We start from the raw sequence: 23,412 nt of genomic DNA on the forward strand, positions 1-23,412 counted from the left end.
CAAAAAGATTCGCATTCCATGACGATTGAGACAAAACAGAAGCCTGTCACGGCAAAAAATACGACGCTAAAAACCGTGGTGTTGAAATTCGGCACCAGCGTTTTGACCCAAGGGTCGCCGAAACTGAGCCGCCCGCATATGCTCAATATCGTGCGCCAATGTGCGTTACTGCAACAACAGGGCTATCGGGTGGTGATTGTCACTTCCGGTGCGGTGGCGGCAGGGCGGCATTATTTAAACCACCCGCAACTGCCGCCGACCATTGCCTCAAAGCAGTTATTGGCGGCGGTCGGGCAGAGCCAATTGATCCAAACTTGGCAACATTTATTTGAAATTTATGATATTTACATTGGACAAATGCTGCTGACCCGTGCCGATTTGGAAGATCGCGAGCGTTTCCTCAATGCGCGCGACACGTTGAATGCCCTATTAGATAACAACATTATCCCGATTATTAATGAAAACGATGCGGTGGCGACGGCAGAAATTAAAGTCGGCGACAATGATAATCTGTCGGCTCTCGTTGCGATTTTAGCGAATGCCGATCAACTTTATTTGCTTACCGATCAGCAAGGTTTATTCGACAGCGATCCTCGCGCCAACCCAGCGGCACAGTTGATTCCCTGTGTGGATAAAATCACCGAGCATATCCGTTCGATTGCCGGTGGCAGCGTATCGGGTTTGGGCACGGGCGGCATGAGCACCAAAATCACCGCCGCCGATATTGCCACCCGTTCCGGAATTGAAACCATTATCGCGCCCGGCAGCCAAGAGAATGTGATTGTCGATTTGGCACAGGGTGCAGCCATCGGTACTAAATTTAATGCCTTGTTATCACCGTTGCAACGCCGCAAACAATGGCTGTTTGCCGCGCCGTCGGCCGGCACGTTGGTGATCGATCAAGGGGCGGAAAGTGCGGTATTGCAAAAGCAACGGTCGTTATTGCCTGCCGGGATTGTCCAAATCGAAGGGCGTTTCTCGCGCGGCGAAGTGGTGCGGATCCGCACTCAACAAGGCAAAGATATTGCGATTGGTGTGGCGTGCTATAACAGTGATGCGTTGACGTTAATCAAAGGCAAGAAATCGGCGGAGATTGCACACACGCTGGGATATGAATATGGTGCCGTTGCGATCCACCGTGATGATATGGTACTTTTATCGGTCTAAAAAACGGAATAACTGTGTTGGAAATGCTCGCTGAAGCCCTACTTCAGCTGCGCTTTCCGCCTTGTTCTTCCGTTTTTTACAGGTGATAACGGGAATGACGGCGTTGCACGATAATACAGCTAGAAAGGACAGAAAAATGACAATCGATTTAGTGAAAATGGGCAAACAAGCCAAGCAAGCGGCGTTTGAGTTGGCGCAATTGTCCGGCGCGGAAAGAAACCAAGCGTTACAGGTGATTGCCGATCAGTTGCAAGCGCGCGAAGCGGAAATTTTGGCGGCAAATGCGCTTGATATTGCCAATGCCGAAGCACAAGGGATCAGTGCGGCGATTATTGATCGCTTATTACTCACTTCCGCACGCTTGCAAGGGATTGCCGATGATGTACGCCATGTGATTTCGCTTGCCGATCCGGTCGGCAAGGTGATCGACGGCGGTGCGCTCGACAGCGGACTCTCGATTCAACGAGTGCGCGTGCCGTTGGGCGTAGTCGCAACCATTTATGAAGCTCGCCCGAATGTGACCATTGATGTGGCTTCGCTGTGTTTAAAAACCGGCAATGCGGTGATTTTGCGCGGCGGTAAAGAAACCCGAAATACCAACGAGGTGTTGTTACAGGTGGTGCAAGACGCCCTGCAACAAGCCGGTTTGCCGGCAAGAGCGGTGCAGGCGATTATCGATCCCGACCGCACTTTGGTCATGCAACTGCTGAAACTGGATCGCTATGTCGATATGATTATTCCCCGCGGCGGCGCAGGCTTGCACCAACTGTGCAAAGAGCATTCGACCATTCCGGTGATTGTCGGCGGAATCGGCATTTGCCATCTGTTTGTCGAACAAAGTGCGGATCTGACGCGTGCCTTGGCAGTAATCGACAATGCCAAAACCCAACGCCCGAGTGCCTGTAATTCACTGGAAACCTTGCTGCTGCAACGCAATATCGCCGCCGAATTTATACCACACTTGGTACAGCAACTTGCCGATAAAAAAGTCCGTTATTTCGCCGATACAGAAGCCTTGCCACTGTTGTTGCAATGCGGTGCCGAGGCAAGTGCGGTCAGCGATGACAAGCTACGTAACGAAGCGTTGTGTAACAATATGAATGTGATGATTGTCGAGGATATTGACCAAGCGATTGTGCATATCCAAGAATACGGCAGCCACCACTCCGACGGCATTCTCACCGAATCGCAAGCGTTGGCGCGCAAATTTGTCAAACAAGTGGATTCGGCAACGGTGTATGTGAATGCCAGCACCCGTTTCACCGACGGCGCACAATTCGGTTTGGGCGCAGAAGTGGCGGTCAGCACGCAAAAACTGCACGCGCGCGGTCCGATGGGCTTGGAAGCCTTAACCACCTATAAATGGGTGTGTTATGGGGATTATTTGAGCCGTGCTTAAACATAGAATCAGAACGCTGTAATCTATAAAGTAGGGGGCGGATTATATATCAGTCCGAACCGCACTTCGCATTTTACGATTGTAGATTAAATACTTACATCTCACTTCGTAAACGGGCGGATATTTAATCCGCCCGCTTTGTCTTATCAACCTCTTGTCATCAAATATTAATCCGCCAACCGCACTTCAAATACCCCTTTATTCGGGTTGAGTTTAAAGCCCTGCTGCTGCCAGAATTCGCGTTGGTTTTGCGTACTTTCGACCACCAGCAGATTACTTTGGGTAAAACTGACGAATTCGCAGCTTTTGCGCAACAATTCGTGCATGATCGCGGTTTGATTGGGAATATCGCTGACAAAAATATCGGTCAATTGCCAGTAACGTTGTAGGCGGAGTGAGGATAAACGCGGGTAGAGTTGTACAAAGCCGACCGCTTGCTGCGCGTCATTCAGCGCCAGAAACAAAATGCTTTCGCTGAAGCGAATCCGATTTGCCAAAAAAGCCAATGCCCTTTCCGGGTTTTCCTGCATGCCTTGCTCGCGGCGATATTGCTCGAACAGCGGGAGCAGCAGTTCCAGATTCCATAACTCAGCTTTAAATATCCGCATAATTGCCTCTAAATTAACCAGTTTTGTAGCGAATTGTAACGGTTTTATCCGTAATAATCATCATTTGTTAAATAAAAAAGCGGAAAAAGGCAAAAAGCGCGAAAATTTTCGGCGGATAAAAAGCAATTTAGAGCAAGTTTTGCTATAGTGAACGCAATTTTTATTGATTCATCTTAAATTAACAAGGAGCAAAAAATGGCACGTCGTCCTTTAGTCATGGGTAACTGGAAATTAAACGGCAGCAAAGCGATGACCCGCGAATTAATTGCGGGATTGAAAGCGGAGCTGGCGGATGTCAAAGGCTGTGATGTCGCAATCGCACCGCCGTTGATGTATTTGGCGGAAGCCGAAGCCGCCTTGCAAGGCAGCAACATCGCATTGGGGGCGCAAAATGTGGATACCAATGTGTCCGGCGCGTTCACCGGTGATATTTCGACCGAGATGTTAAAAGATTTCGGTGCGAAATACATCATTATCGGACACTCCGAGCGCCGTACTTATCATAAAGAAAGCGATGAATTTATCGCGAAGAAATTTGCCGCATTAAAAGCGGCAGGCTTAATTCCGGTGTTGTGTATCGGTGAAACCGAAGCGGAAAACGAAGCCGGTCAGACCGAAGCCGTGTGCGCACGTCAGATTGACGCGGTGCTGAACAGCTTGGGCGCAGACGCGTTTAACGGTGCGGTGATCGCCTATGAACCGGTGTGGGCAATCGGCACCGGCAAATCCGCAACCCCTGCGCAAGCGCAAGCGGTTCACAAATTTATCCGTGATCACATCGCCAAACAAGATCAAGCGGTTGCCGAGCAAGTGATTCTGCAATACGGCGGTTCAGTCAATGACGCCAACGCAGCAGAATTGTTCACCCAACCGGATATCGACGGTGCATTGGTCGGCGGCGCTTCCCTGAAAGCGGCCGCATTTGCGGTGATCGTCAAAGCGGCGGAACAAGCCAAAAACTAAGCTGACCGCACTTTAGTCCAAAAAATAAAAACCGAATTCTGATCTGGATTCGGTTTTTTGTCGGCTGAATTTCTAACTTAGAAATGGCGCACAGCACTGCTTAAATTTTTTGCCCGAGCCGCATAAGCAGGGCTGTTTCATACTCGGATAGTGCGCTAAGGTCGGATCAAGAAAATACCAACGTCCGTCGATGTTGACAAAGGTGGATAATTCATGATGGGCTTGTTGCCCGGCGCCAGTTCGATAAAACGCGTTGAATTCCACTTGCGCATGAATTTTGCCGATTTTAGGCAAATGTTGCACAATTTCAAGCCCTGCCCATTGGGTTTGTTGCGCCCAGTGTAACATCGCCGCCTGATTCAAGTGCGGTTGTTGCGCAGGTACGGTGGTGGCAACCAAATAATCTATTTTTTGCAATACATAAGCCGCATAACGTGAACGCATAAGTTGTTCGGCAGTTTGCGCAATGATTTTTTCTTGATGTAATGGTTGGCAGCAATCTTGGTAGGATTGATCGGATTGGCAAGGACAGGATAAATCGGCACAAGTCATCAGAATAACATTATCAATAAGCGGAATATTTTTGCTGAAAAAGCGAGATTTCAAGAAGAAAAAATGGCGCATCCGAGAGGATTCGAACCTCTGACCGCTCGGTTCGTAGCCGAGTACTCTATCCAGCTGAGCTACGGATGCGTCGTTTTAAGATGATTAACCTTCATTTTGCCTTTTTACATTTTAATGAGAGTAAGCATTAAAATGGCGCATCCGAGAGGATTCGAACCTCTGACCGCTCGGTTCGTAGCCGAGTACTCTATCCAGCTGAGCTACGGATGCGCAGAACAAATGGCGGTGAGAGAGGGATTCGAACCCTCGATACAGTTTCCCGTATACACCCTTAGCAGGGGTGCGCCTTCAGCCTCTCGGCCATCTCACCGCAATCGGTTTGAGCGCACATAATACGGTTTTCGGAAAATATGTCAATCGCTTTTTTAACGGAAACCGCACTTTTACCTTTTTTCGCATTCGTTTGTTTGATTTGCAAACAATTTTTGCCGAAAGTGCGCTCAGCTTTTACGCTTTAACAGCGCTTTTAAATTGGAAACATGGCTACTGGTTTTTTGCTCGATTTGCTGGCTGGTGAGCGGTGGTTTATCGCGCTCCCATTGCAGATCGTCTTGCGGCAGTTCCAGTAAGAAACGGCTGACTTCGGGGCGAATCAGTTCGCCGTATTGCCGCCGTTCTTTGCATAACGAAAAAGTCAGTTCCTGCTGGGCGCGGGTGATACCGACATACGCCAAGCGCCGTTCTTCTTCCACGTTATCTTCGTCGATACTGGTCTGGTGCGGCAAAATCCCTTCTTCCATGCCGACCAGATAAACATACGGAAATTCCAAGCCTTTTGAGGCGTGCAACGTCATCAATTGCACCTGATCGCTTTCGTCATCGTCTTCGCCGCGTTCCAACATATCGCGCAGGGTTAAGCGTGTGACCACCTGATTTAACGTCATGGCGTCGTTATATTCATCACCGCGCAGCATGTCTGCCACCCACTCGAACAGCGTGGCGACGTTTTTGCTTTGCATTTCCGCCTGTGCCGGGCTGGCGGCGTGTTCAAACAGGTATTCCTGATATTGCAAGGCGGATAACATCTCGCGTACCGCACTTTCCGGCTCGCTGCGTAGCGCGTGATCATTCAGCTCGACAATCCAACGGGCGAAATGTTGCAACGCTTGATAAGCGCGCGGTGTGAGGCGTTGAATCAGTTCAAATTCGAAAACGGCGGCGAACAGGCTGATCTGTTTCTCTTGTGCCAGTTGCCCCAGTTTTTCTAAGGTTGCGGTGCCGATTTCGCGTTTCGGCGTATTCACAATGCGCAGAAATGCCGCGTCGTCATCTTGATTCACCACCAAGCGCAAATATGCCATCATGTCCTTGATTTCGGCACGCGAAAAAAACGACGTGCCGCCGGAAATTTTATACGGAATACGGTTTTGCATTAGCATTTTTTCCAGCAAGCGCGACTGGTGGTTGCCACGATACAGAATGGCGTAATCTTTGTATTGGGTTTTGCGGATAAAACGGTGCGCCACCAGTTCGGCGACAATCCGCTCCGCTTCGTGTTCTTCGTTTTTGGCTTCGATCACTTGCAATTTTTCGCCATGATCTAAGGTGGAAAACAGTTTTTTATCAAACACATGGTCGTTGTTATCAATCAAGATGTTGGCGGCGTGCAAAATCCGCTGGCTAGAGCGGTAATTCTGTTCCAACTTAATCACTGCCAGTTGCGGAAAATCATCGCGCAGGCGGATCATATTTTGCGGACGCGCGCCACGCCACGAATAAATCGACTGATCGTCATCACCCACCACGGTAAAACGCGCCTGTTCGCCGACCAGCAGTTTGATCAGTTCATATTGGCTGGTGTTGGTGTCTTGATATTCATCGACCAACAGATAACGGATTTTTTCCTGCCAACGTGACCGCACTTCGGGATATTGTTGAAACAGCAGGGTCGGCAGCATAATCAAATCGTCAAAATCAAGCGCATTGTAAGCACGGATTTGGTTGTGATATTGCTCGTAGCACAACGCAAACAACAGCTGTTTTTGCCCGTCGGCAATGCCTTTGGCGCGTTCGGGCAAGATCAAATCATTTTTCCAGTTGGAAATGGTGTTTAACAACTGATTTAACAGATCTTTATCGCCTTTGAGATACGGCTCGGTCAGCGCTTTCAGCAGGGCGAGTTGGTCGTGCTGATCGAACAGGGTGATATTGGCTTTATAGCCCAAATGGCGGTATTCGCGTTTGATAATATCGAAGCCGAGCGTATGAAACGTGGATACCGTCAGGCCTTTACTAGCTTGTTTGCCAATCGAATGCGCCACCCGCTCTTTCATCTCGCGCGCGGCTTTATTGGTGAAAGTCACGGCGGCGATTTGCTTCGGTTGATAACCGCACTTTTCAATCAAATAGGCGATTTTGTTGATAATCACCCGGGTTTTGCCTGATCCTGCACCGGCAAGCACCAAGCAAGGTCCGGTGACATATTCGACGGCGTTTTGTTGTTGCGGATTGAGTTTCATCGGTTAATCCTGCGCAAGGGCATAAGGCAAAAGTGCGGTATCGAGAATAAACGACAGCGGAATATCCAAAATCGGCAAGCCCCAACGTTGCGCCATTTCATAATCGTATTTCACACCGGCATAGGCGCTATAGGGCTGGGTCTGATTGATCAAACTCACAATCGTGCCGCAGCCGCTGAGGTTCAAACAGAAGCCGAATAGAACGCAAAAATACAGATATTTTCTCATTTCCTTTACCAAATAGAAATTGAAGTGGTGATTATAAAGGGAGTTGGCGGGAGAACAAATCACATTCTTAAAATAAGGGTTGATCTTACTTGCGCTGTGCTGTGCTGTAAAATTAAGCGATTTTTTTGAGCTAATGTCAAGTGCATTTTAATTTTATTATTAAGGAGTTATATGAATGAAAAGATCTCTGTTACTCACGACGGTTATGCTATGTTTTACGCTTGCCGGCTGCCAGCAAATGTTGGAGGCAAGCCGTTCGATGCGAGCGGCATTGGAGAATATTAATACCGGATTATCAGGTGCTTATGTCGAGCAAACTACACAAAACTCGATTGATTCAACGCTCAATAATGCGAAACCGAATAGTGCGGTTAAAGCATTATTTAATGATGCCAAACCAACAATGAACAAAGTGTTAGGACTATTAGCCTGTTTACCAGATGGTAGTCATTCAAATTCCCAGCTTATGATCTACAGTGATCCAGACAGTATTGAGCCGCATAGTCGAGTTAAACCACAAAGTAACATGAGTTATCATAAATCGGGTTGTTTAAATGTATCTCGAGTAATCGGATTTAAGAAATTAGCGGCAAATACTTTTGAGTTTAAAGTCTATTTTACCTCGCGACAGAGCGGAGAGACCGTTAACAAGCGCTATCATGCCATTAAACAACCTGGTGGTGAGTGGCTATTCGATTTTTGGGGGCTTTAATCACGATCATACACGCTTGTTTAGGCAACTATTCAGAATTAGCGTATTGACAGATACGCTGATTTATTGGTTTTTGCCAACATCATTAATAAGCTGTCAAGGGTAAACTTGCCGATCTTGCGATTAACCATATCGGAAATTCGAGGGCGGGTAACGCCTAAAATAGTCGCAGCATCAGCTTGTTTTAATTGATTTTCTTGAATCCAACTATCCATTGCCTCAACCAAAGCCAGTTTCATCTCTATCACCGCTTGGCTGTGTGCTTTCAAGCTTGCCGCTTCACTATCGGAGAACCCAAGATCGAGAAAAACATTGCCGTTAGCGGGGGTGATATGGGTGATTTTATCGTTCATTTTCTATCTCCAATAAGGTTTGATACCGTTTTTTGATCAACTCAAGATCGCGCGGGCTAGTTTTTTGTGTTTTCTTTTGAAATGCGTGTAGCACATAGATGCGTTTTGTAAACTTAGCAACATAAACTAAGCGAAATGCACCACTGTGATCGCGGTGTCGAATTTCAATAATGCCATTTCCAAGATTATTCATGACTTTATAATCACGTGGGCTTAATCCCTGTTGCACGAGATCTAAATCGTGACCAAGCTCTGATTTTATGTTGTCAGGAAATAATCTTAATATTGCTAATGTTGAACCCAACCATGCTATATCTTTGCGCACCGTTCTCTGTTTGTACAAAATTTTATACCTATCTTATCTGATAATGCAAGCTAGTAAATAAAATTTATATACTCAAGAAAATAGAGTAGCGAAAAGATTGCGATCAAGATTCCAAAAATTAAATTTGCTCACTTAACGTGATAAGCAAAGTGGTTAAACCTCACGATAAACCTGTTCAAACGGAACACGATAGCGTGCGCCCCAAATGCCGCGCCTTGTTTCGCGAATGCCGCAGACTACGATCATATTGATTTCCGCTGCGCGTGGTAGGTTCAAAATCCGTTTTACCCTGCGGCTGTCCAAGCCTTCGAGCGGGCAGGTGTCGTAGCCTTGTTCTGCCATTGCCAGCATAAAGGTTTGTGCGGCAAGGGCGCAGCTTTTGTGGGTCACAATGCGCGAATCGGCTTCCGAAACATTGGTGGCAATCGGGCGGAATAAAGCGATACTGTGGGCGATCAATTTGCGTAATATGCCCAGCAGACCGAAGCCGCGAGCATACAGAAACGGCATTAATTTGCCGTAATAGCCGTTTAACCGTTTTAAGCGTGCGGCTTGTTGCTCTGGCGGTGTATTGCGCTTGAGATCATCGCTGAACGCCGCTAATACCTGTTTGGCACGTTCACGGTAGAGATCCTGACGGGTCACAAATACCACCATTTGTTGCGCGGTGGTGGCGGCATTTTGGCTGAGGCAGGCTTCGGCAAGCTGCGCAAGTGCGGTTTTGTCCGTGATATGATAAAACTGATACAGTTGCATATTCGAGCTGCTCGGAGCGAGTTGCGCCAGTTGCAAACATTGGCGTACTTTGTCGCTGTCGAGCGGCGTATCGCTGTAGTGGCGCACCGCGCGGCGGTGGCGGAGCATTTCGCTTAAGTTCATAAGGTATCCTTTGTTGTGCGCTGAGGGTGTATTTATTCTACACCTGTTGTTGGATTGCCGCCAATGCCGCCGAGGGCGACATCTTTTTCAGCCGCAAAGTAAAAAGGCTTGGAATTTTCCAAGCCTTTTGTTTTGGTTTTTGCAAACCGTGCGATTAGTTCAAACGCTCTTTGATACGTGCAGACTTACCACTACGCTCACGCAAGTAGTACAGTTTCGCTTTACGTACCGCACCTTTGCGTTTCACGCTGATACTGTCGATTACCGGCGAGTGAGTTTGGAATGTACGCTCAACGCCGACACCGTTTGAAATTTTACGCAGGGTAAATGCTGAATGCAGGCCGCGGTTACGAATTGCGATAACCACGCCTTCGAACGCCTGCAGACGTTTTTTACTACCTTCAACAACCCATACTTTCACTTCCAAAGTATCACCGGGACGGAAGCTCGGTACGTCTTGTTTCAATTGTTCTTGTTCAAGTTGTTTAATAATGTTACTCATAATAAATACCTTTTATTCCTAGATGTAACTGAATCTTTACTCTTGCCGTTTGATCTGAGCCAACAGCACTCTCTGTTCGTCAGTCAGAGCTAGGCTCTCTAAGAGCTCAGGCCGGCGCGTCCAAGTGCGGTGCAATGACTGTTGTAACCGCCATTTGCGTATTTCCGCATGGTTGCCCGACATTAAAACCGGTGGCACGGCCACGCCGTTTAACACTTCGGGGCGGGTGTAGTGCGGGCAATCGAGCAGCCCGTCGGCAAAAGAATCTTCTTCTGCGGAGGCTTGCTTGCCCAACACACCCGGAACAAAACGGGCAACGGCGTCAATCAATGTCATTGCCGGCAGTTCTCCGCCGGTGAGGACATAATCCCCAACCGACCACTCTTCATCGATTTCCGCTTCAATCAAGCGTTCATCAATGCCTTCATAACGTCCGCACAGCAAAATCAGATTCTGATATTGTGCTAATTGCTGCACGCCATGTTGGTCGAGTTTGCACCCTTGCGGTGAAAGGTAAATCACTTTCACCTCCCCTGCCGTTACTGCCCGTGCCGCTTGCTTGGCGGCATGAATGGCGTCGCGCAACGGTTGCACCATCATCAACATGCCCGGTCCGCCGCCGTAAGGGCGGTCATCGACCGTTTTGTGTTTATCATGGGTGAAATCACGCGGATTCCAACATTGCACTTGTAACAGCCCGTGTTTTACAGCTCGTCCTGTGACCCCGAATTCGGTGATTGCTTTAAACATTTCAGGGAAAAGACTAATAATCCCAATCCACATAATATGACCTTATGCTAAAAATGTTACCGCCAAAGCGCCCACTGTTGCTGAGGTTAGAAACCAGCGTCCCAATCCACTTCAATAGTCTTTGTGGCGAGATCGACTCTTTTAACTACTGTTTCTTCAAGATACGGAATTAACCGCTCTTGTTTGCCGAAAGCATCATTCAGATTGGCTTTCACCATGAACACGTCATTCGAACCGGTTTCCATCATGTCGCTGACCACACCCAATTGATAGCCTTGCAGGTTGATGACTTGGCAGCCGATTAAATCGTGCCAGTAATAGCCTTCTTCCAGCGCAGGGAAATTGTCTGCACTCACCCCGATTTCCACGTTGGTTAATGCGTGTGCCGCGTCACGATCATCGACGTTTTTCAGTTTCACGATCAAATCGTTACTGTGATAACGCCAGCTTTCCAGTTCGGTGGCTTGCCATTGACCTTTGATATTCAAATACCAAGGCTGATAATCGAAAATACTTTCTTGTTGTTCTGTCGATGAATAAATTCGCAACCAACCGCGAATCCCGTAAGTTGAACCCAACTTGCCGACCGTGCTGATGTTTTGCGTGTTCATATTCACCTACTTATTGATTGCTTATAAAGCGTTTAAAAGCAGATTACGCTGCTTTTTGCGCTTCTTTAACTAATGCGGATACGCGCTCAGATAAAGAAGCACCTTTTTCCAACCATGCATTCACACGGTCTAAATCTAAACGTAAACGTTCTGCGTTACCGGTAGCAAGTGGGTTAAAGAAACCGACACGCTCGATAAAACGACCGTCACGCGGGCTGCGGCTGTCCGCAACAACTACTTGATAAAATGGGCGTTTTTTTGCACCGCCACGAGATAAACGAATGGTTACCATAGCGTCCTCTAAAATGATAGTAAAAATAAAACCCTCGTTCGAGGTGAGGGTGTCATGCGCTTTCGATGGCATACAGCCATAAAAAGTCGTCAGATTTTACTCTTTTCCTGAAGAAAAGCAAGTTTTACCGCCGGCGTAAGCCAAATTATCGGCGTGAACCGCACTTTCAATGGCTACGCCTGTGCAAGTGCGGTCAGCGGTTGTCAAAGCAAGACGAAAATCGCTATAATGCGAACTATTCTTAATTGAAAGGCGGCAAAGTGCGGTTCGGATGAAAGTGGTGAAATGGGTTTATGTTTTATTGGGATTTATTGCGCTCGGGTTGGGCATTCTCGGCATTCCGTTGCCGATCTTGCCGACCACGCCGTTTTTGCTGCTGGCGCTCTATTTTTTCGGCAAAAGCTCCGATCGCCTGCACGCTTGGTTTTTGCAAACCGCACTTTATCATAACTATTTGAAATCCTTTGATGAACAGCGCGCGCTGACCGCCAAAAGCAAAGCCTATATCTTGTTGCTTTCCACCGCAATGATCGCCGCCAGTTTCTATTTTATGCCGTCGATTTACGGGCGGATTTTTATTATTCTCTTATTATTGGTCGAATACTGGTTTTTCTTCTTTTGGATTAAAACCCTACCAAGCACAAAATGATAGCTTTTGTCGCCGTTTTTTAGCATACTGACTACGGCTTTTTTATCAGGAACTCTTCTTACTTTTTTTAGGAAATCTCAATATGAAATCTTTTTTTAAATTAAGTCTTTGTACCACGTTAGTCACATCCGTATTAGCCATTCCCACTTTCGCCCAAGCCTATGAACAAGACCGCACTTATCAATTGACCGTGTTGCATACCAATGATCTGCACGGCCGTTTTTGGCAAAACCAAAACGGTGAATACGGACTGGCGGCACAAAAAACCTTGATTGACCGCATTCGCAAAGAAGTGGCGGAGAAAGGCGGCGAGTTGATTTTGCTCAACGCCGGCGATTACAACACCGGCATTCCGGAATCCGATTTGCAAAACGCCAAACCGGATATCGAAGCGATGAATGCAATGGGCTACGAGGCGTTGGCCTTGGGCAACCACGAATTTGACAATCCGCTGCAATTGTTGGATATGCAAGAAAGCTGGGCGAAATTCCCGTTCTTGTCCGCCAACGTGTTTAATAAAAAAGATGGCAGTTTATTGGTAAAACCGTACACCATTTTAGACAAACAAGGGTTGAAAGTGGCGGTTGTCGGTTTGACCACCGAAGATACGGCGAAACTGGGCAACCCGGAATTTATCTCCAATGTGGAATTTGTCCGTCCGGCGGAAGCGGCAAAAGACGTGCTGGCGGCGTTGAACGACAATGAGAAGCCGGATATTAAAATCGGCTTGACCCATATGGGCTATTATCATGACGCTCAATACGGTTCGAATGCGCCGGGCGATGTGTCGATGGTGCGTGAATTGGAGAAAGGCGCGTTTGATCTGGTGATCGGCGGTCACAGCCACGACACGGTGTGTATTAATGACGACGGCAGTTTCAACGACAAATACAAACCGGGCGATGTCTGTAAACCGGCATTTGAAAACGGCACTTGGATTATGCAAGCCGGCGAATGGGGTAAATATGTCGGGCGTGCCGATTTTGAATTTAAAAACGGCGAGTTGAAACTGGTGAACTATCAATTAGTGCCGGTCAACTTAAAAGAAAAAGTGAAAAATGCCGAAGGCAAAACCGAATATGTGCTGTTTCAAGAGGAAATTCCCGCCGATGCGGAACTGTTGGCGCACCTGAAAGTCTATCAGGACAAAGGCGATGAATTACTGGGCGTGGAAGTCGGCAGTGTGAATGAGAAGTTGGAAGGTGATCGCAATGTTATTCGCTTCCGACAAACTAATTTAGGGCAGCTGATCGCCCGTTCGCAAAAAGAGCGTGCCAAAGCCGATATCGGCATTATGAACTCCGGCGGTATCCGTGCTTCAATCGAGCCGGGTAAGGTCACCTATAAAGATATTCTGACGGTGCAACCGTTCGGGAATATCATCAGCTATGTCGAGTTGAACGGGACTGAGCTGATTGATTACCTGAATGTGGTGGCGTTGAAAGAAGTCGATTCCGGTGCGTATGCGCAATTTGCCGGCATTGCCATGACCGTCGACCGCAAGGCGAAAAAAGTGTCGGAGGTGAAAATCAACGGCGAGCCGCTGGATCCGAAAAAAGTCTATCGGATTTCTTTACCAAGTTACACCGCGGCAGGGGGGGACGGCTATCCGCTGGTCAGCGACAATCCGACCTATGTCAACACCGGTTTTGTGGACGCGGAGAGTCTGAAACTCTATTTTGAGGAAAATTCACCGATTGATGCGGCGAAATTCCAAGCCAATGAAGAGATTATTTATAAATAATCCTAGACAGCAACAATAGATCTTATGTTTAAAATCCGATAAGGTATCACCATTATCAGATTATTGACAAAGTAAGTGATGAGGCAAAGTCGGGGCGGATTATATATCCGCCCGAACGGTACTTTGCGCTTCCCCTTTATTGATTAACTGCTTATATCGCACTCCGCAAACGGGCGGATATATAATCCGCCCCGACTTTTACAATCAATATTGTGCGTTTTAGTCTTTGTCAGCAGCCTGATTATCGGATTTTTATAATTTATTGTTTTGGCTAAACGGAAAAATGATGTTACGCAAACCGCACTTTACTCGTCCCTTTCGTTATCAACAGCTATTATTCAGCCTGTTGGTTTTTTTTGTTTTTGCATTTTTAAACAGCGCGGTCGCCAACGGTTTGTTCGGCGGCAAGAAAGAGCGGTTTTTACCGCCGCATGAAGCCTTCATCTTTTCGGCGCAAGCGGATCAGCAAAATTTACACCTCGATTGGCAGATCGCCGAAGGTTACTATTTATATCAACGTGAAATTTCCGTTGAAGACGAACAGGGGCAAATCAGCGAGTTAGCCTTGCCGCCTGCAATACCCTACCATGATGAATTTTTCGGTGAAGTCCAAATTTACCGCAATCAGTTAGCATTTGCAGTGCCGTTACATAACCGTAACGGAAAAATTATCGTTAATTACCAAGGTTGTACCAGCGGTTTTTGCTATCCGCCGGAAACGCAGGAATTGGATTTGGCGGCGTTACGGGGCGGCGCAGGCACAACCACAACGGCAACGGTGATCGCTGGTGTTGATAGCGCAGCACAAAGTGCGGTCAGCGAAAACGCCACCACAACCGAACGTACGCCTGTAGCGGATAACCGACGTGTTGACGATAGCTTATTTAACCGTAACAGCACCGAACAGCTGGCAAGCAATCTGGGCGAAAACAAATTCAGCATTCTGTGGTTTTTCGTCTTGGGATTGGGCTTGGCATTTACCCCATGCGTGCTGCCGATGTTGCCATTGTTATCCTCAATCGTGATCGGGCAAAAAGAACGCCCGCAAAGCCTGCGCGCATTGTTGCTGAGTTTGGTCTATGTGCAAGGCATGGCATTGACCTATACCGCACTTGGCTTATTAGTGGTGGCGATCGGTCTGCCGTTTCAAATTGCGCTGCAAAGCCCGTATGTGCTGATCGCTTTCTCGATTCTGTTTATCGTATTGGCGGGTTCGATGTTCGGTTTGTTCACGTTGCAACTGCCGTCCGGTTTACAGAATAAGCTCAATCAACTTAGCCAAAAACAGAGTGGCGGTGCTTATTGGAATGTGTTCCTGATGGGCATGATTGCCGGCTTAGTGGCTTCGCCGTGCGTCAGCGCGCCGTTGTCGGGGGCGCTGTTGTATGTGGCACAAAGCGGGGATTTTGTGGTCGGCGGCTTGAGCTTGTATTTATTGGCGCTGGGCATGGGCATTCCGCTGGTGCTGGTCACCCTGTTTGGCAATAAAATCCTGCCGAAGGGCGGAGAATGGCAGGAAAAAGTCAAAATTGCCTTCGGTTTCGTGATGCTTGCCGTACCGGTATTCCTGATTTCGCGCCTGTTGCCGGAAGTGTGGGAAAACCGTTTATGGTCGCTATTGGGTGTGGCGTTTTTCATCTGGTTGACTTCGGCAATCAGCGATAAAAAATCGATGTTGGGAATTAAATTGTTACCGTTAGTGGCGGCGATCGTGGTGGCGCAACCGCTGGTCAACTGGCTTGCACCGCTGGTGACCGGCAACAGCGAAAGTGCGGTAGCCGCAACGCCGGCACACGCCGAATTTGCCGAGATTGCCGATTACGACGCCTTACAAGCGGCATTGAAACAGAACCAAGGGCAGTTGGTGATGTTGGATTTGTACGCCGACTGGTGTGTTGCCTGCAAAGAATTTGAAAAATACACCTTCAGCGATCCGCAAGTACGGCAACAGTTTGCTCAAATGAAGTTATTGCGTGCCGATCTGACCCGCAACAGCCCGCAAAACCGCACTTTAATGGAGCAACTGCGCGTAGTCGGTTTGCCGACCATTATCTTCTTCGACCAAAACGGCAAAGAGATCCCGCAAAGCCGAATCAGCGGATTTTTAGATGCAGAACAGTTTAGGGAATGGGTACAGCCGTTGTTGGAGAAATAGCGCTCTAGGCTCTAAAACTTAACGATCTGGAAAAAATAAAATAAAAAGACTATCGAATAAATCATAACGATAGTCTTTTTTTAATTCTTTTTAAATAATTCCAATCGCTAATGGTCGGGTCTAATCTTGAATAAAATGTGATCTTGATCACGGAATCTCAGCTCAGTTCTCCGTATATTCAATCTCTTTTTCTATTTATTATATTCAGTAAGAGAGCTTTCCATGCACAAAATAATCCTTCCTTTTGCGTTGTCGTCACTATCTTTGACCGCATTGGCGGCGGACAATCCGACATCACCGACAGAGCAGTTAGCGGAAATTACCGTTGCAACCCAACTCGAATCTTACGTTTTGCCGGAGCAAAATACCATATCCATCTCAGGCAAAGCCCTGAGCGAACAATATCATAGTACGCTGGGCGATACCCTGAGTAAAATAAGCGGCGTGCAAAGCGAATCTTTCGGACCGCATGCCGGTCGTCCGCTGATTCGCGGACTTGGCGGGCAACGGGTTGAAATTTTAAGTAACAATTTATCGCTTAACGATATGGCGGCAATCAGCGGAAACTTGCCGACACCTTTGGAAAGCCAGTTGGCGGACAGTATTGAAGTGACCAAAGGCCCGGCGACAATCTTACACGGCGGACGGGCGATCGGCGGTACGGTGAATGTCAAAGACGGACGTATTCCGAGCAAGATTGCCGAAAAGCGTTTTCAAGGCAAAATCGAAGCGCAAACGGGGGAAAATACCCAGCGAATGCAGGGTTTCCGCTTAGATGTCAACGATGGTCGACATTGGGCGTGGCATATCAGTGCGATGTCCCGTCATAGCCGCTACACGAAAATTCCGGGCAACAGCAAGGCTGCCGTTTGCCATGATGTTAATGAGCTGAAAGCGGACAGCATGCTGCGTGATAAATGCCAAATTCAGATGAGTTCGTATCAAACCCGCAACCCTGCCCACTATCCTTATCTAAGCAAATTTTATGAGAAGTTTGCCGAAGAGTATGAACTGGAATCCAGTGAAAAATATACGACGCGCGAAAAAGATCGTCTTAGCTTTTTTGAAACCGTTGCCAATGATCCCAATCCGGCCTATATTCCGGACAGCGCGCAATACATTGATGTTTACACCGAGCCGAAAGCGTTGGTGAAAGCGGAAAACGGACGGATTCCGAATAGCCATTTTAAATCGAAAAATATTGCCGTCGGCGGCAGCTATATTGATGACTGGGGCTATGTCGGACTGGCTTATTCGCATTATCAAACCCGATATGGCGTGCCGGGTTTTGCTTATCGTGCTTCAAGCGTTGCCACCGAAGGCGATAATTTCGGTGCAGTAGATGTCTTGAGCCAAGATCAGCGTTTTGATCTGCGTGCTGAAATAGATAAAACGTTTTTGATTCTGCAGAAAATCAAACTCTCAGCTAATTATGCCAAAGCGCAAAATATTGAGCAGATTAATCAAATCGATTCCAGCCGTTTTAACACGCAGCAGCGGCAAGTGCGGTTGGAGGCGGAACATCAACCGTGGGGTAACTTGCACGGCTTGATTGGGGTTGAAGTCAGTAAACGCAAAATAGCCCGCGACGGAGCGGACGCCTATCTGCCGGACGTTAATAGCGATGAAAAAAGCCTGTTTGTATTGGAATCGTTGGTGCTTGATCCGTTTAAATTGAGCGCAGGCGGGCGTTGGAGCAGTGTGAAACACCGCTTAATCAAAGATTATGCCGGTAACGGCGGCGGTTCCGGCGAACGTGCGGACCGCACTTTTGATCTCTCCAATTACCATATCGGTTTGCTGTACCAACCGCTTGATAGCTGGCATGTCAAATTGCAACGTTCTTTTTCGCAAAGAGCACCGGAAGTCAATGAGCTTTATGCCAACAATAGCCACTATTCATTACTGATCGAAGAGAACGGCGATACCGATCTGAAAAAAGAAAAATCCAACGGTTGGGAATTGAGCAGCGGCGTGGAGTTTAATAACTGGATGGCGAATATCACATGGTATCAAATCGATTTTTCCAACTACACTTATTTAGCTCAAACCGGCATTGCCCGACGCGGAACGATTGTGAAAGAGTGGCGGCAAACGCCGATTCGCTTGCAGGGGATCGAAACGGAACTGGGTTACCATTTGCGCACGGATACATTCGGCGAATGGCGGTTCAGCCTGTTGGGCGATGTGGTGCGCAGTAAGGCAAAAAGCGGTTTTAACGGCGGCGGATATGTCAGCGCCATGCCGACCTCGCGTTACGGTGCCGGAATAGACTGGAATTATAAAAACTGGTCAACTTCCTTTTCGGCATGGCATTATTTGAAACAAGATAAAGTCGGGGTGGACATTAATAAAGAGTTGGAATCACCGTCGTTCACGTTGGTTGACGCCAGCATAAGTTATCAATTCCGCTTAGCGCATTCGGATATCGAGTTATATCTGATCGGAAAAAATTTAACCAACCGCGAAGCCCGATTGCATAATTCCACCTTGCGTTATCTTGCGCCAATGGCAGGGCGTAGCATTGCCACTGGCGTCAGATGGACATTTTGATTTTAATCGACCCATTAATAAAAATTTAGGGGCTATCCTAGAATATTGTCGTTATCTCGGACAGCCCCAAAGATTTTTTATTTAGCGTTGAGAAGACCCCTGAACCGGTTTTAAACTTATAAACTTAAAGAAAAGAAGTGAAAAAGAAAAAGACTATTGCGTAAATTATAGCGGTAGTCTTTTTTTAATGCCTTTTAAATAATTTCAATCGCTAATGTTCGGGTCTAATCTCAAATAAAACGTGATCTTGATCACGGAATCTATAGTTGTATTCACGTAAATATGTTGCCGGCTATTCAACCATACATATAAAGGAAAAAATAATGCGTTTACCGAATGCAAAAAATATAGAGAGTAAGATCCGACTAAAATTGACAGTTATTTTATTGATGGGATATTTATATCCGTCGAATATTGTTTGGGCAGCGAGCGATGGCGCTACTGAGCTGGAGGAAATTAATGTGACGGGAAGTGCGGTGCAATTTAGTAGCGATCCACTTTCAGGCATTCCCAAACCCAACGATATTGTTGTTTCTAAAACAAAATTAAAAAGATCCGCCAGTACCTTGGGTAATGCATTATCAAATGAACTGAGCGTGCATAGTAATCAATTCGGCGGTGGTGCCAGTGCACCGGTTATTCGCGGACAGGAAGGGGTTCGGTTAAAGATTTTGCAAAATGGGTCAGATGTTATCGACATGTCCCAACTTTCGCCGGATCACGCTATCGGTGTTGATACGTTACTGGCTGAACAGGTCGAAATTTTACGTGGCGCTTCTACCTTACTCTATGCCAATGCCTCTCCGGCGGGTGTTGTTAATGTGGTTGATAATCGTATTCCGTCCCATCTTCCTGAAAAAGGTTATCAGACCGATTTCAATTTGCGTTATAACACCAATAGCAATGAAAAATTAGCGACATCCGGCATTACATTGGGATTGGGGCAGCACATTGCATTACGTTTTGAGGGATTAACCCGTCGTTCTGATAACTATCATGTACCTGAATTTAACTTAGGGAAAAAAATAGATTTTGTACCGGATACGTTCAATAAGACAAATGCGGGCACTTATGCGATATCGTTTATTGGAGACCGTGGATATGTCGGGCTGGCTTATAATGAACGGCGCGAAATTTATGGCTTGCCAGGTCATAATCATGCACTGGATACGTGTGATGCCCATATTTGGGGGCGAAATCCGGACAATGAATATTTTTTGGAAATCTATCCGCACTTAATGGGAGAGGGGGATTTGGTCAATACCCATTTCCACTGCGGTTCTAACCATGCCTCAGGCGGAGTGCACAGCCACGATAATCCTTATGGGCATAAGCATGATCATACCCTAGGCGGCCCGGTCGTGGATTCGCTGTCGCAGCGCTATGATCTTCGTGCTGAGCTTCAGCAGCCTATTTCCGGGATTGATAAGCTACGTTTGAGCTATTCATCAACGGATTATAAGCATGATGAACGCGATGGCAGTATTCCAGTGAACCTATTTAAAAATCAAGGTTATAACTTGCGTTTGGAATTGTTTCATAAAGAAATAAAGGGGTTGACGGGCGTTTGGGGTGTTCAGTATCAAACCGCAACCAGTAGTGCAAACATTCCTCGTCTTCCGCCTTGCAGCAATAGTTTTGAGGCCGGCAGTAATATACGTTGCCCGGAGAAAATCAGTGATAATGATCGTAAGAAGTGGGCGTTAATTGAAAACAGTAATAAGCAGTTGAGTTTCTTTGCAGTGGAACAATTAAGAAAGGGGAACTGGTTATTTGATCTTGGCGTGCGCACGGAAAAGCAAAGAATCCCGATTAACTATGATGTTGCCAACTTGAAGAAAATTAAAAGCGATATTGAATGTTCCGGATTTTTCGGCGGCTGTTTACCCTATTCGTTAAATGATCCTGATTTATCGCTTTATAACCAATGGGCAACCTCCTATGCGACATCTGCAAGCTGGAATTTTCATCCGGATTACGCGCTATCTTTTGCCTTTTCGCATAATGAACGTCATCCGACTCCAATGGAACTGTATTATCACGGAAAACATTTGGCAACAGTGTCGCTTGAGTACGGTAACCGCTATTTGAAGAAAGAGGTTTCCGATAATTTTGAAGCCGGGTTAAGTTATGCGGGGGAAAAACTCAGTTATCATGTCAATGTATATTATAACCGTTTTAAAAACCGCATTTTTAACCAGACCTTGGCTAAGGAGGGTAATCTCTCATTAAATCGTTATAACCAGTCCAAGGCGGTTTATTATGGGGCAGAAGGGCGGATTGATTACCAATTTACTCAAGATGTGAGTGCGGGTTTATTTGCCGATTATGTTCGCGGCAAATTATTCGATTTGCCTCCGACATATGAAGTCGATCATCTTTTTAATACGGAAACAACGATTCCGCAAGCCGATCAAAACGCACCACGAGTGCCGCCGGCACGTTTAGGCTTGCGTGCCAATGCAGAATTGACAAAACATCTATCCGGTTCATTAGAATATACTTATGTTTATAAGCAGCACAAAGTAGCGCCGCTAGAACATAAAACTAGCGGGCACCAACTATTAAATATCGGGTTAAATTATACCAATCATATTGCTCAGATGGACTACGTTTTATTTGTGCAAGCAAATAATGTATTAAATCGGAAAGTTTATTCCCACACTTCTTTCCTGCCGTTTGTACCACAAATGGGGCGGAATATTATGCTTGGCATTAATATTGGTTTTTAAATGAAAAAAACGGCTCAAATCTCTTTGAGCCGTTTTGCTGAACTATAATCTTCTGACTACAGTCCTAATGCTTTTTTCACTCCTTCGCCGTAGGCAGGATCGCATTTGAAGCAGTTGTCGATATGGCGTTGTTTGATGAAATCCGGTGCGTCGCCCATCGCGCGTGCGGTGTTGTCGAACAGCACTTGTTGTTGCTCGGCAGTCATCAAACGGAACAATGCACGCGGCTGGCTGAAGTAGTCGCTGTCATCTTCACGGTAATCCCAGAAATCCGCATCGCCGGTGATTTTCAACGGTGGCTCTTTATATTGCGGTTGCTCTTGCCAGTAACCGAAGCTGTTCGGCTCATAGTGCGGGGCGCTGCCGTAGTTGGCGTCGACACGTCCTTGACCGTCGCGGTGGTTGCTGTGTACCGGGCAGCGTGGTTTGTTCACCGGGATTTGGGTGAAGTTCACGCCTAAACGGTAACGTTGTGCGTCGGCATAGTTGAATAAACGGGCTTGCAGCATGCGATCCGGCGAAACGCTGATCCCCGGTACCAAGTTGCTCGGCGCAAAAGCGGATTGTTCCACGTCTAAGAAGAAGTTCTCCGGATTGCGGTTCAATTCGAACTCGCCGACTTCGATCAACGGATAATCCGCTTTAGGCCATACTTTGGTTAAGTCAAACGGGTGATAAGGCACTTTCTCCGCATCGGCTTCCGGCATAATTTGTACGAACATGGTCCATTTCGGGAAATCGCCACGCTCAATCGCGTCATATAGATCTTTCTGATGACTCTCACGATCTTTACCGACAATCGCCTCCGCTTCCGCGTCAGTCAGGTTTTTAATCCCTTGCTGGGTTCTGAAGTGGAATTTCACCCAGAAACGTTCGTTGTCGCTGTTGATAAAGCTGTAAGTGTGCGAACCGAAACCGTGCATATGGCGGTAGCTCGCCGGAATACCACGATCACTCATCACGATGGTGACTTGGTGAAAGGCTTCCGGTAATAAGGTCCAGAAATCCCAGTTGTTGGTGGCGGAACGCATATTGGTGCGCGGATCGCGTTTTACTGCCTTGTTCAAATCCGGGAATTTGCGCGGGTCACGCAAGAAGAATACCGGCGTATTGTTGCCGACCATATCCCAGTTGCCTTCTTCGGTGTAGAATTTCAGCGCGAAACCGCGAATATCACGCTCTGCGTCGGCTGCACCACGCTCGCCGGCAACGGTGGTGAAACGGGCGAACATCTCGGTTTTTTTGCCGATTTCGCTGAAGATTTTGGCACGGGTATATTGGGTAATATCGTGGGTGACGGTGAACGTACCGAATGCACCGGAACCTTTGGCGTGCATACGGCGCTCAGGAATCACTTCACGCACGAAATTGGCGAGTTTTTCGTTTAACCATAAATCTTGCGCCAATAACGGACCGCGCGGGCCTGCGGTCATACTGTTTTGGTTATCAACCACCGGCGCCCCGCCGTTAGTGGTTAAATGGCTATAAGGGCATTTTGCTTTTTCTTGACTCATATAATTCATCCTCTTGGTAAAAGTGTATAACGTTAGGGTACTACCGGGTACAACTAAGCCTAAACAGGCGATTACAGATATACTAGCAAGAACAATAAAAATTATCTTATATAGATTTGATAGTGTTTGGCTATTGTTTAATTTAAATCAATTTGTAAAATTAATAATAAAACTTGAATTTGTTTAAATTACG

The 23,412-nt window shown here is 47.0% G+C and carries 21 protein-coding genes and 3 tRNA genes; 9 read left to right on the forward strand and 15 right to left on the reverse strand.

From position 1 onward, the window contains the following. Window positions 1-18: 18 nt before the first annotated feature. Together proB and proA are read left to right on the forward strand one after the other, a co-directional pair. Complete coding sequence (gene proB, locus ACWA50_RS04650; protein ID WP_431054290.1) at window positions 19-1,167, forward strand: glutamate 5-kinase; 1,149 nt, start codon at window positions 19-21, stop codon at window positions 1,165-1,167. A gap of 136 nt (window positions 1,168-1,303) precedes the next feature. Then, a complete protein-coding gene (gene proA, locus ACWA50_RS04655; protein WP_431054144.1) occupies window positions 1,304-2,566 on the forward strand; it encodes a glutamate-5-semialdehyde dehydrogenase in 1,263 nt (420 codons plus the stop codon). Window positions 2,567-2,733: 167 nt separating this feature from the next. On the opposite strand, the gene ACWA50_RS04660 is transcribed toward proA, so the two are convergent. Then, a complete protein-coding gene (locus tag ACWA50_RS04660; RefSeq protein ID WP_431054145.1) occupies window positions 2,734-3,174 on the reverse strand; it encodes a GNAT family N-acetyltransferase in 441 nt (146 codons plus the stop codon). A 195-nt stretch (window positions 3,175-3,369) separates the two neighbouring features. Between ACWA50_RS04660 and tpiA the strand changes: the two genes are divergently transcribed. Beyond that, window positions 3,370-4,137, forward strand: a complete 768-nt coding sequence (gene tpiA / locus ACWA50_RS04665; RefSeq protein WP_431054146.1) for a triose-phosphate isomerase — start codon at window positions 3,370-3,372, stop codon at window positions 4,135-4,137. Window positions 4,138-4,209: 72 nt separating this feature from the next. On the opposite strand, the gene ACWA50_RS04670 is transcribed toward tpiA, so the two are convergent. The 6 genes from ACWA50_RS04670 to ACWA50_RS04695 form a co-directional block, all read right to left on the reverse strand. Further along, window positions 4,210-4,689 carry a YchJ family protein gene (locus ACWA50_RS04670; RefSeq protein ID WP_431054147.1) on the reverse strand — a complete coding sequence of 160 codons (480 nt, stop codon included), beginning with the start codon at window positions 4,687-4,689 and terminating at the stop codon, window positions 4,210-4,212. Between the two features lie 64 nt (window positions 4,690-4,753). After that, a tRNA-Arg gene (locus ACWA50_RS04675) sits at window positions 4,754-4,830 on the reverse strand. Window positions 4,831-4,894: 64 nt separating this feature from the next. Next, window positions 4,895-4,971: transfer RNA gene (locus ACWA50_RS04680), tRNA-Arg, on the reverse strand. Between the two features lie 10 nt (window positions 4,972-4,981). After that, window positions 4,982-5,071 (reverse strand) — tRNA-Ser (locus tag ACWA50_RS04685). Window positions 5,072-5,201: 130 nt separating this feature from the next. Beyond that, window positions 5,202-7,220: a DNA helicase Rep gene (gene rep, locus ACWA50_RS04690; protein WP_431054148.1), complete on the reverse strand. Its 2,019-nt coding sequence runs from the start codon at window positions 7,218-7,220 to the stop codon at window positions 5,202-5,204. Window positions 7,221-7,223: 3 nt separating this feature from the next. Continuing rightward, window positions 7,224-7,448: a YceK/YidQ family lipoprotein gene (locus ACWA50_RS04695; protein ID WP_431054149.1), complete on the reverse strand. Its 225-nt coding sequence runs from the start codon at window positions 7,446-7,448 to the stop codon at window positions 7,224-7,226. A 175-nt stretch (window positions 7,449-7,623) separates the two neighbouring features. Here ACWA50_RS04695 and ACWA50_RS04700 point away from each other — a divergent pair, with 175 nt between their 5' ends. Continuing rightward, entirely contained in the window at window positions 7,624-8,160 is a 537-nt protein-coding gene (locus ACWA50_RS04700; RefSeq protein WP_431054150.1) for a hypothetical protein, read from the forward strand. Window positions 8,161-8,198: 38 nt separating this feature from the next. Here ACWA50_RS04700 and ACWA50_RS04705 read toward each other — a convergent pair whose 3' ends face one another. The 7 genes from ACWA50_RS04705 to rpsP form a co-directional block, all read right to left on the reverse strand. Then, complete coding sequence (locus tag ACWA50_RS04705; RefSeq protein ID WP_431054151.1) at window positions 8,199-8,513, reverse strand: helix-turn-helix domain-containing protein; 315 nt, start codon at window positions 8,511-8,513, stop codon at window positions 8,199-8,201. Then, complete coding sequence (locus ACWA50_RS04710) at window positions 8,503-8,856, reverse strand: type II toxin-antitoxin system RelE/ParE family toxin (protein WP_431054152.1); 354 nt, start codon at window positions 8,854-8,856, stop codon at window positions 8,503-8,505. Before ACWA50_RS04710 ends, ACWA50_RS04705 begins: the two co-directional genes overlap by 11 nt. Window positions 8,857-8,991: 135 nt before the next feature. Next, the gene (locus tag ACWA50_RS04715) at window positions 8,992-9,717 is read right to left on the reverse strand and encodes a nitroreductase family protein (protein ID WP_431054153.1); all 726 of its coding nucleotides are present in this window, start codon (window positions 9,715-9,717) and stop codon (window positions 8,992-8,994) included. 154 nt (window positions 9,718-9,871) lie between these two features. Beyond that, the gene (rplS, locus tag ACWA50_RS04720) at window positions 9,872-10,219 is read right to left on the reverse strand and encodes a 50S ribosomal protein L19 (RefSeq protein ID WP_084256716.1); all 348 of its coding nucleotides are present in this window, start codon (window positions 10,217-10,219) and stop codon (window positions 9,872-9,874) included. Between the two features lie 36 nt (window positions 10,220-10,255). Continuing rightward, window positions 10,256-11,002 (reverse strand): tRNA (guanosine(37)-N1)-methyltransferase TrmD, encoded by a 747-nt coding sequence (trmD, locus tag ACWA50_RS04725; RefSeq protein ID WP_431054154.1) that lies wholly within the window; start codon window positions 11,000-11,002, stop codon window positions 10,256-10,258. Window positions 11,003-11,055: 53 nt separating this feature from the next. After that, window positions 11,056-11,580 (reverse strand): ribosome maturation factor RimM, encoded by a 525-nt coding sequence (rimM, locus tag ACWA50_RS04730; RefSeq protein WP_431054155.1) that lies wholly within the window; start codon window positions 11,578-11,580, stop codon window positions 11,056-11,058. A 43-nt stretch (window positions 11,581-11,623) separates the two neighbouring features. Then, on the reverse strand, window positions 11,624-11,872 hold the full coding sequence (rpsP, locus tag ACWA50_RS04735) for a 30S ribosomal protein S16 (protein WP_431054291.1): 249 nt from the start codon (window positions 11,870-11,872) through the stop codon (window positions 11,624-11,626). Between the two features lie 271 nt (window positions 11,873-12,143). On the opposite strand from rpsP, the gene ACWA50_RS04740 reads away from it, so the two are divergent. The 5 genes from ACWA50_RS04740 (at window position 12,144) to ACWA50_RS04760 (ending at window position 21,705) form a co-directional block, all read left to right on the forward strand. Further along, on the forward strand, window positions 12,144-12,521 hold the full coding sequence (locus tag ACWA50_RS04740) for a YbaN family protein (RefSeq protein WP_431054156.1): 378 nt from the start codon (window positions 12,144-12,146) through the stop codon (window positions 12,519-12,521). A gap of 82 nt (window positions 12,522-12,603) precedes the next feature. Beyond that, window positions 12,604-14,265, forward strand: a complete 1,662-nt coding sequence (ushA, locus tag ACWA50_RS04745; RefSeq protein ID WP_431054157.1) for a bifunctional UDP-sugar hydrolase/5'-nucleotidase UshA — start codon at window positions 12,604-12,606, stop codon at window positions 14,263-14,265. 286 nt (window positions 14,266-14,551) lie between these two features. After that, a complete protein-coding gene (locus tag ACWA50_RS04750) occupies window positions 14,552-16,420 on the forward strand; it encodes a protein-disulfide reductase DsbD (protein WP_449343130.1) in 1,869 nt (622 codons plus the stop codon). Between the two features lie 222 nt (window positions 16,421-16,642). Next, complete coding sequence (locus tag ACWA50_RS04755; RefSeq protein WP_431054159.1) at window positions 16,643-18,973, forward strand: TonB-dependent receptor; 2,331 nt, start codon at window positions 16,643-16,645, stop codon at window positions 18,971-18,973. 389 nt (window positions 18,974-19,362) lie between these two features. After that, window positions 19,363-21,705, forward strand: coding sequence for a TonB-dependent receptor (locus tag ACWA50_RS04760; protein WP_431054292.1), 2,343 nt, complete (start codon window positions 19,363-19,365; stop codon window positions 21,703-21,705). Window positions 21,706-21,761: 56 nt separating this feature from the next. On the opposite strand, the gene ACWA50_RS04765 is transcribed toward ACWA50_RS04760, so the two are convergent. Further along, window positions 21,762-23,219 (reverse strand): catalase, encoded by a 1,458-nt coding sequence (locus tag ACWA50_RS04765; protein WP_431054160.1) that lies wholly within the window; start codon window positions 23,217-23,219, stop codon window positions 21,762-21,764. Window positions 23,220-23,412 lie beyond the last annotated feature (193 nt).

This window comes from Testudinibacter sp. P17/SS/0325 (genome assembly GCF_053570765.1).

Coding starts and splice junctions, on each gene's coding strand:
- proA (WP_431054144.1), top strand. CDS start 1,304: ATGACAATCGATTTAGTGAAAATGGGCAAACAAGCCAAGCAAGCGGCG.
- ACWA50_RS04695 (WP_431054149.1), bottom strand. CDS start 7,448: ATGAGAAAATATCTGTATTTTTGCGTTCTATTCGGCTTCTGTTTGAAC.
- ACWA50_RS04660 (WP_431054145.1), bottom strand. CDS start 3,174: ATGCGGATATTTAAAGCTGAGTTATGGAATCTGGAACTGCTGCTCCCG.
- ACWA50_RS04765 (WP_431054160.1), bottom strand. CDS start 23,219: ATGAGTCAAGAAAAAGCAAAATGCCCTTATAGCCATTTAACCACTAAC.
- ACWA50_RS04750 (WP_449343130.1), top strand. CDS start 14,552: ATGTTACGCAAACCGCACTTTACTCGTCCCTTTCGTTATCAACAGCTA.
- rimM (WP_431054155.1), bottom strand. CDS start 11,580: ATGAACACGCAAAACATCAGCACGGTCGGCAAGTTGGGTTCAACTTAC.
- rep (WP_431054148.1), bottom strand. CDS start 7,220: ATGAAACTCAATCCGCAACAACAAAACGCCGTCGAATATGTCACCGGA.
- proB (WP_431054290.1), top strand. CDS start 19: ATGACGATTGAGACAAAACAGAAGCCTGTCACGGCAAAAAATACGACG.
- ushA (WP_431054157.1), top strand. CDS start 12,604: ATGAAATCTTTTTTTAAATTAAGTCTTTGTACCACGTTAGTCACATCC.
- ACWA50_RS04760 (WP_431054292.1), top strand. CDS start 19,363: ATGGGATATTTATATCCGTCGAATATTGTTTGGGCAGCGAGCGATGGC.
- trmD (WP_431054154.1), bottom strand. CDS start 11,002: ATGTGGATTGGGATTATTAGTCTTTTCCCTGAAATGTTTAAAGCAATC.
- ACWA50_RS04670 (WP_431054147.1), bottom strand. CDS start 4,689: ATGACTTGTGCCGATTTATCCTGTCCTTGCCAATCCGATCAATCCTAC.
- ACWA50_RS04755 (WP_431054159.1), top strand. CDS start 16,643: ATGCACAAAATAATCCTTCCTTTTGCGTTGTCGTCACTATCTTTGACC.
- ACWA50_RS04715 (WP_431054153.1), bottom strand. CDS start 9,717: ATGAACTTAAGCGAAATGCTCCGCCACCGCCGCGCGGTGCGCCACTAC.
- rplS (WP_084256716.1), bottom strand. CDS start 10,219: ATGAGTAACATTATTAAACAACTTGAACAAGAACAATTGAAACAAGAC.
- ACWA50_RS04700 (WP_431054150.1), top strand. CDS start 7,624: ATGAAAAGATCTCTGTTACTCACGACGGTTATGCTATGTTTTACGCTT.
- rpsP (WP_431054291.1), bottom strand. CDS start 11,872: ATGGTAACCATTCGTTTATCTCGTGGCGGTGCAAAAAAACGCCCATTT.
- ACWA50_RS04740 (WP_431054156.1), top strand. CDS start 12,144: ATGAAAGTGGTGAAATGGGTTTATGTTTTATTGGGATTTATTGCGCTC.
- ACWA50_RS04705 (WP_431054151.1), bottom strand. CDS start 8,513: ATGAACGATAAAATCACCCATATCACCCCCGCTAACGGCAATGTTTTT.
- tpiA (WP_431054146.1), top strand. CDS start 3,370: ATGGCACGTCGTCCTTTAGTCATGGGTAACTGGAAATTAAACGGCAGC.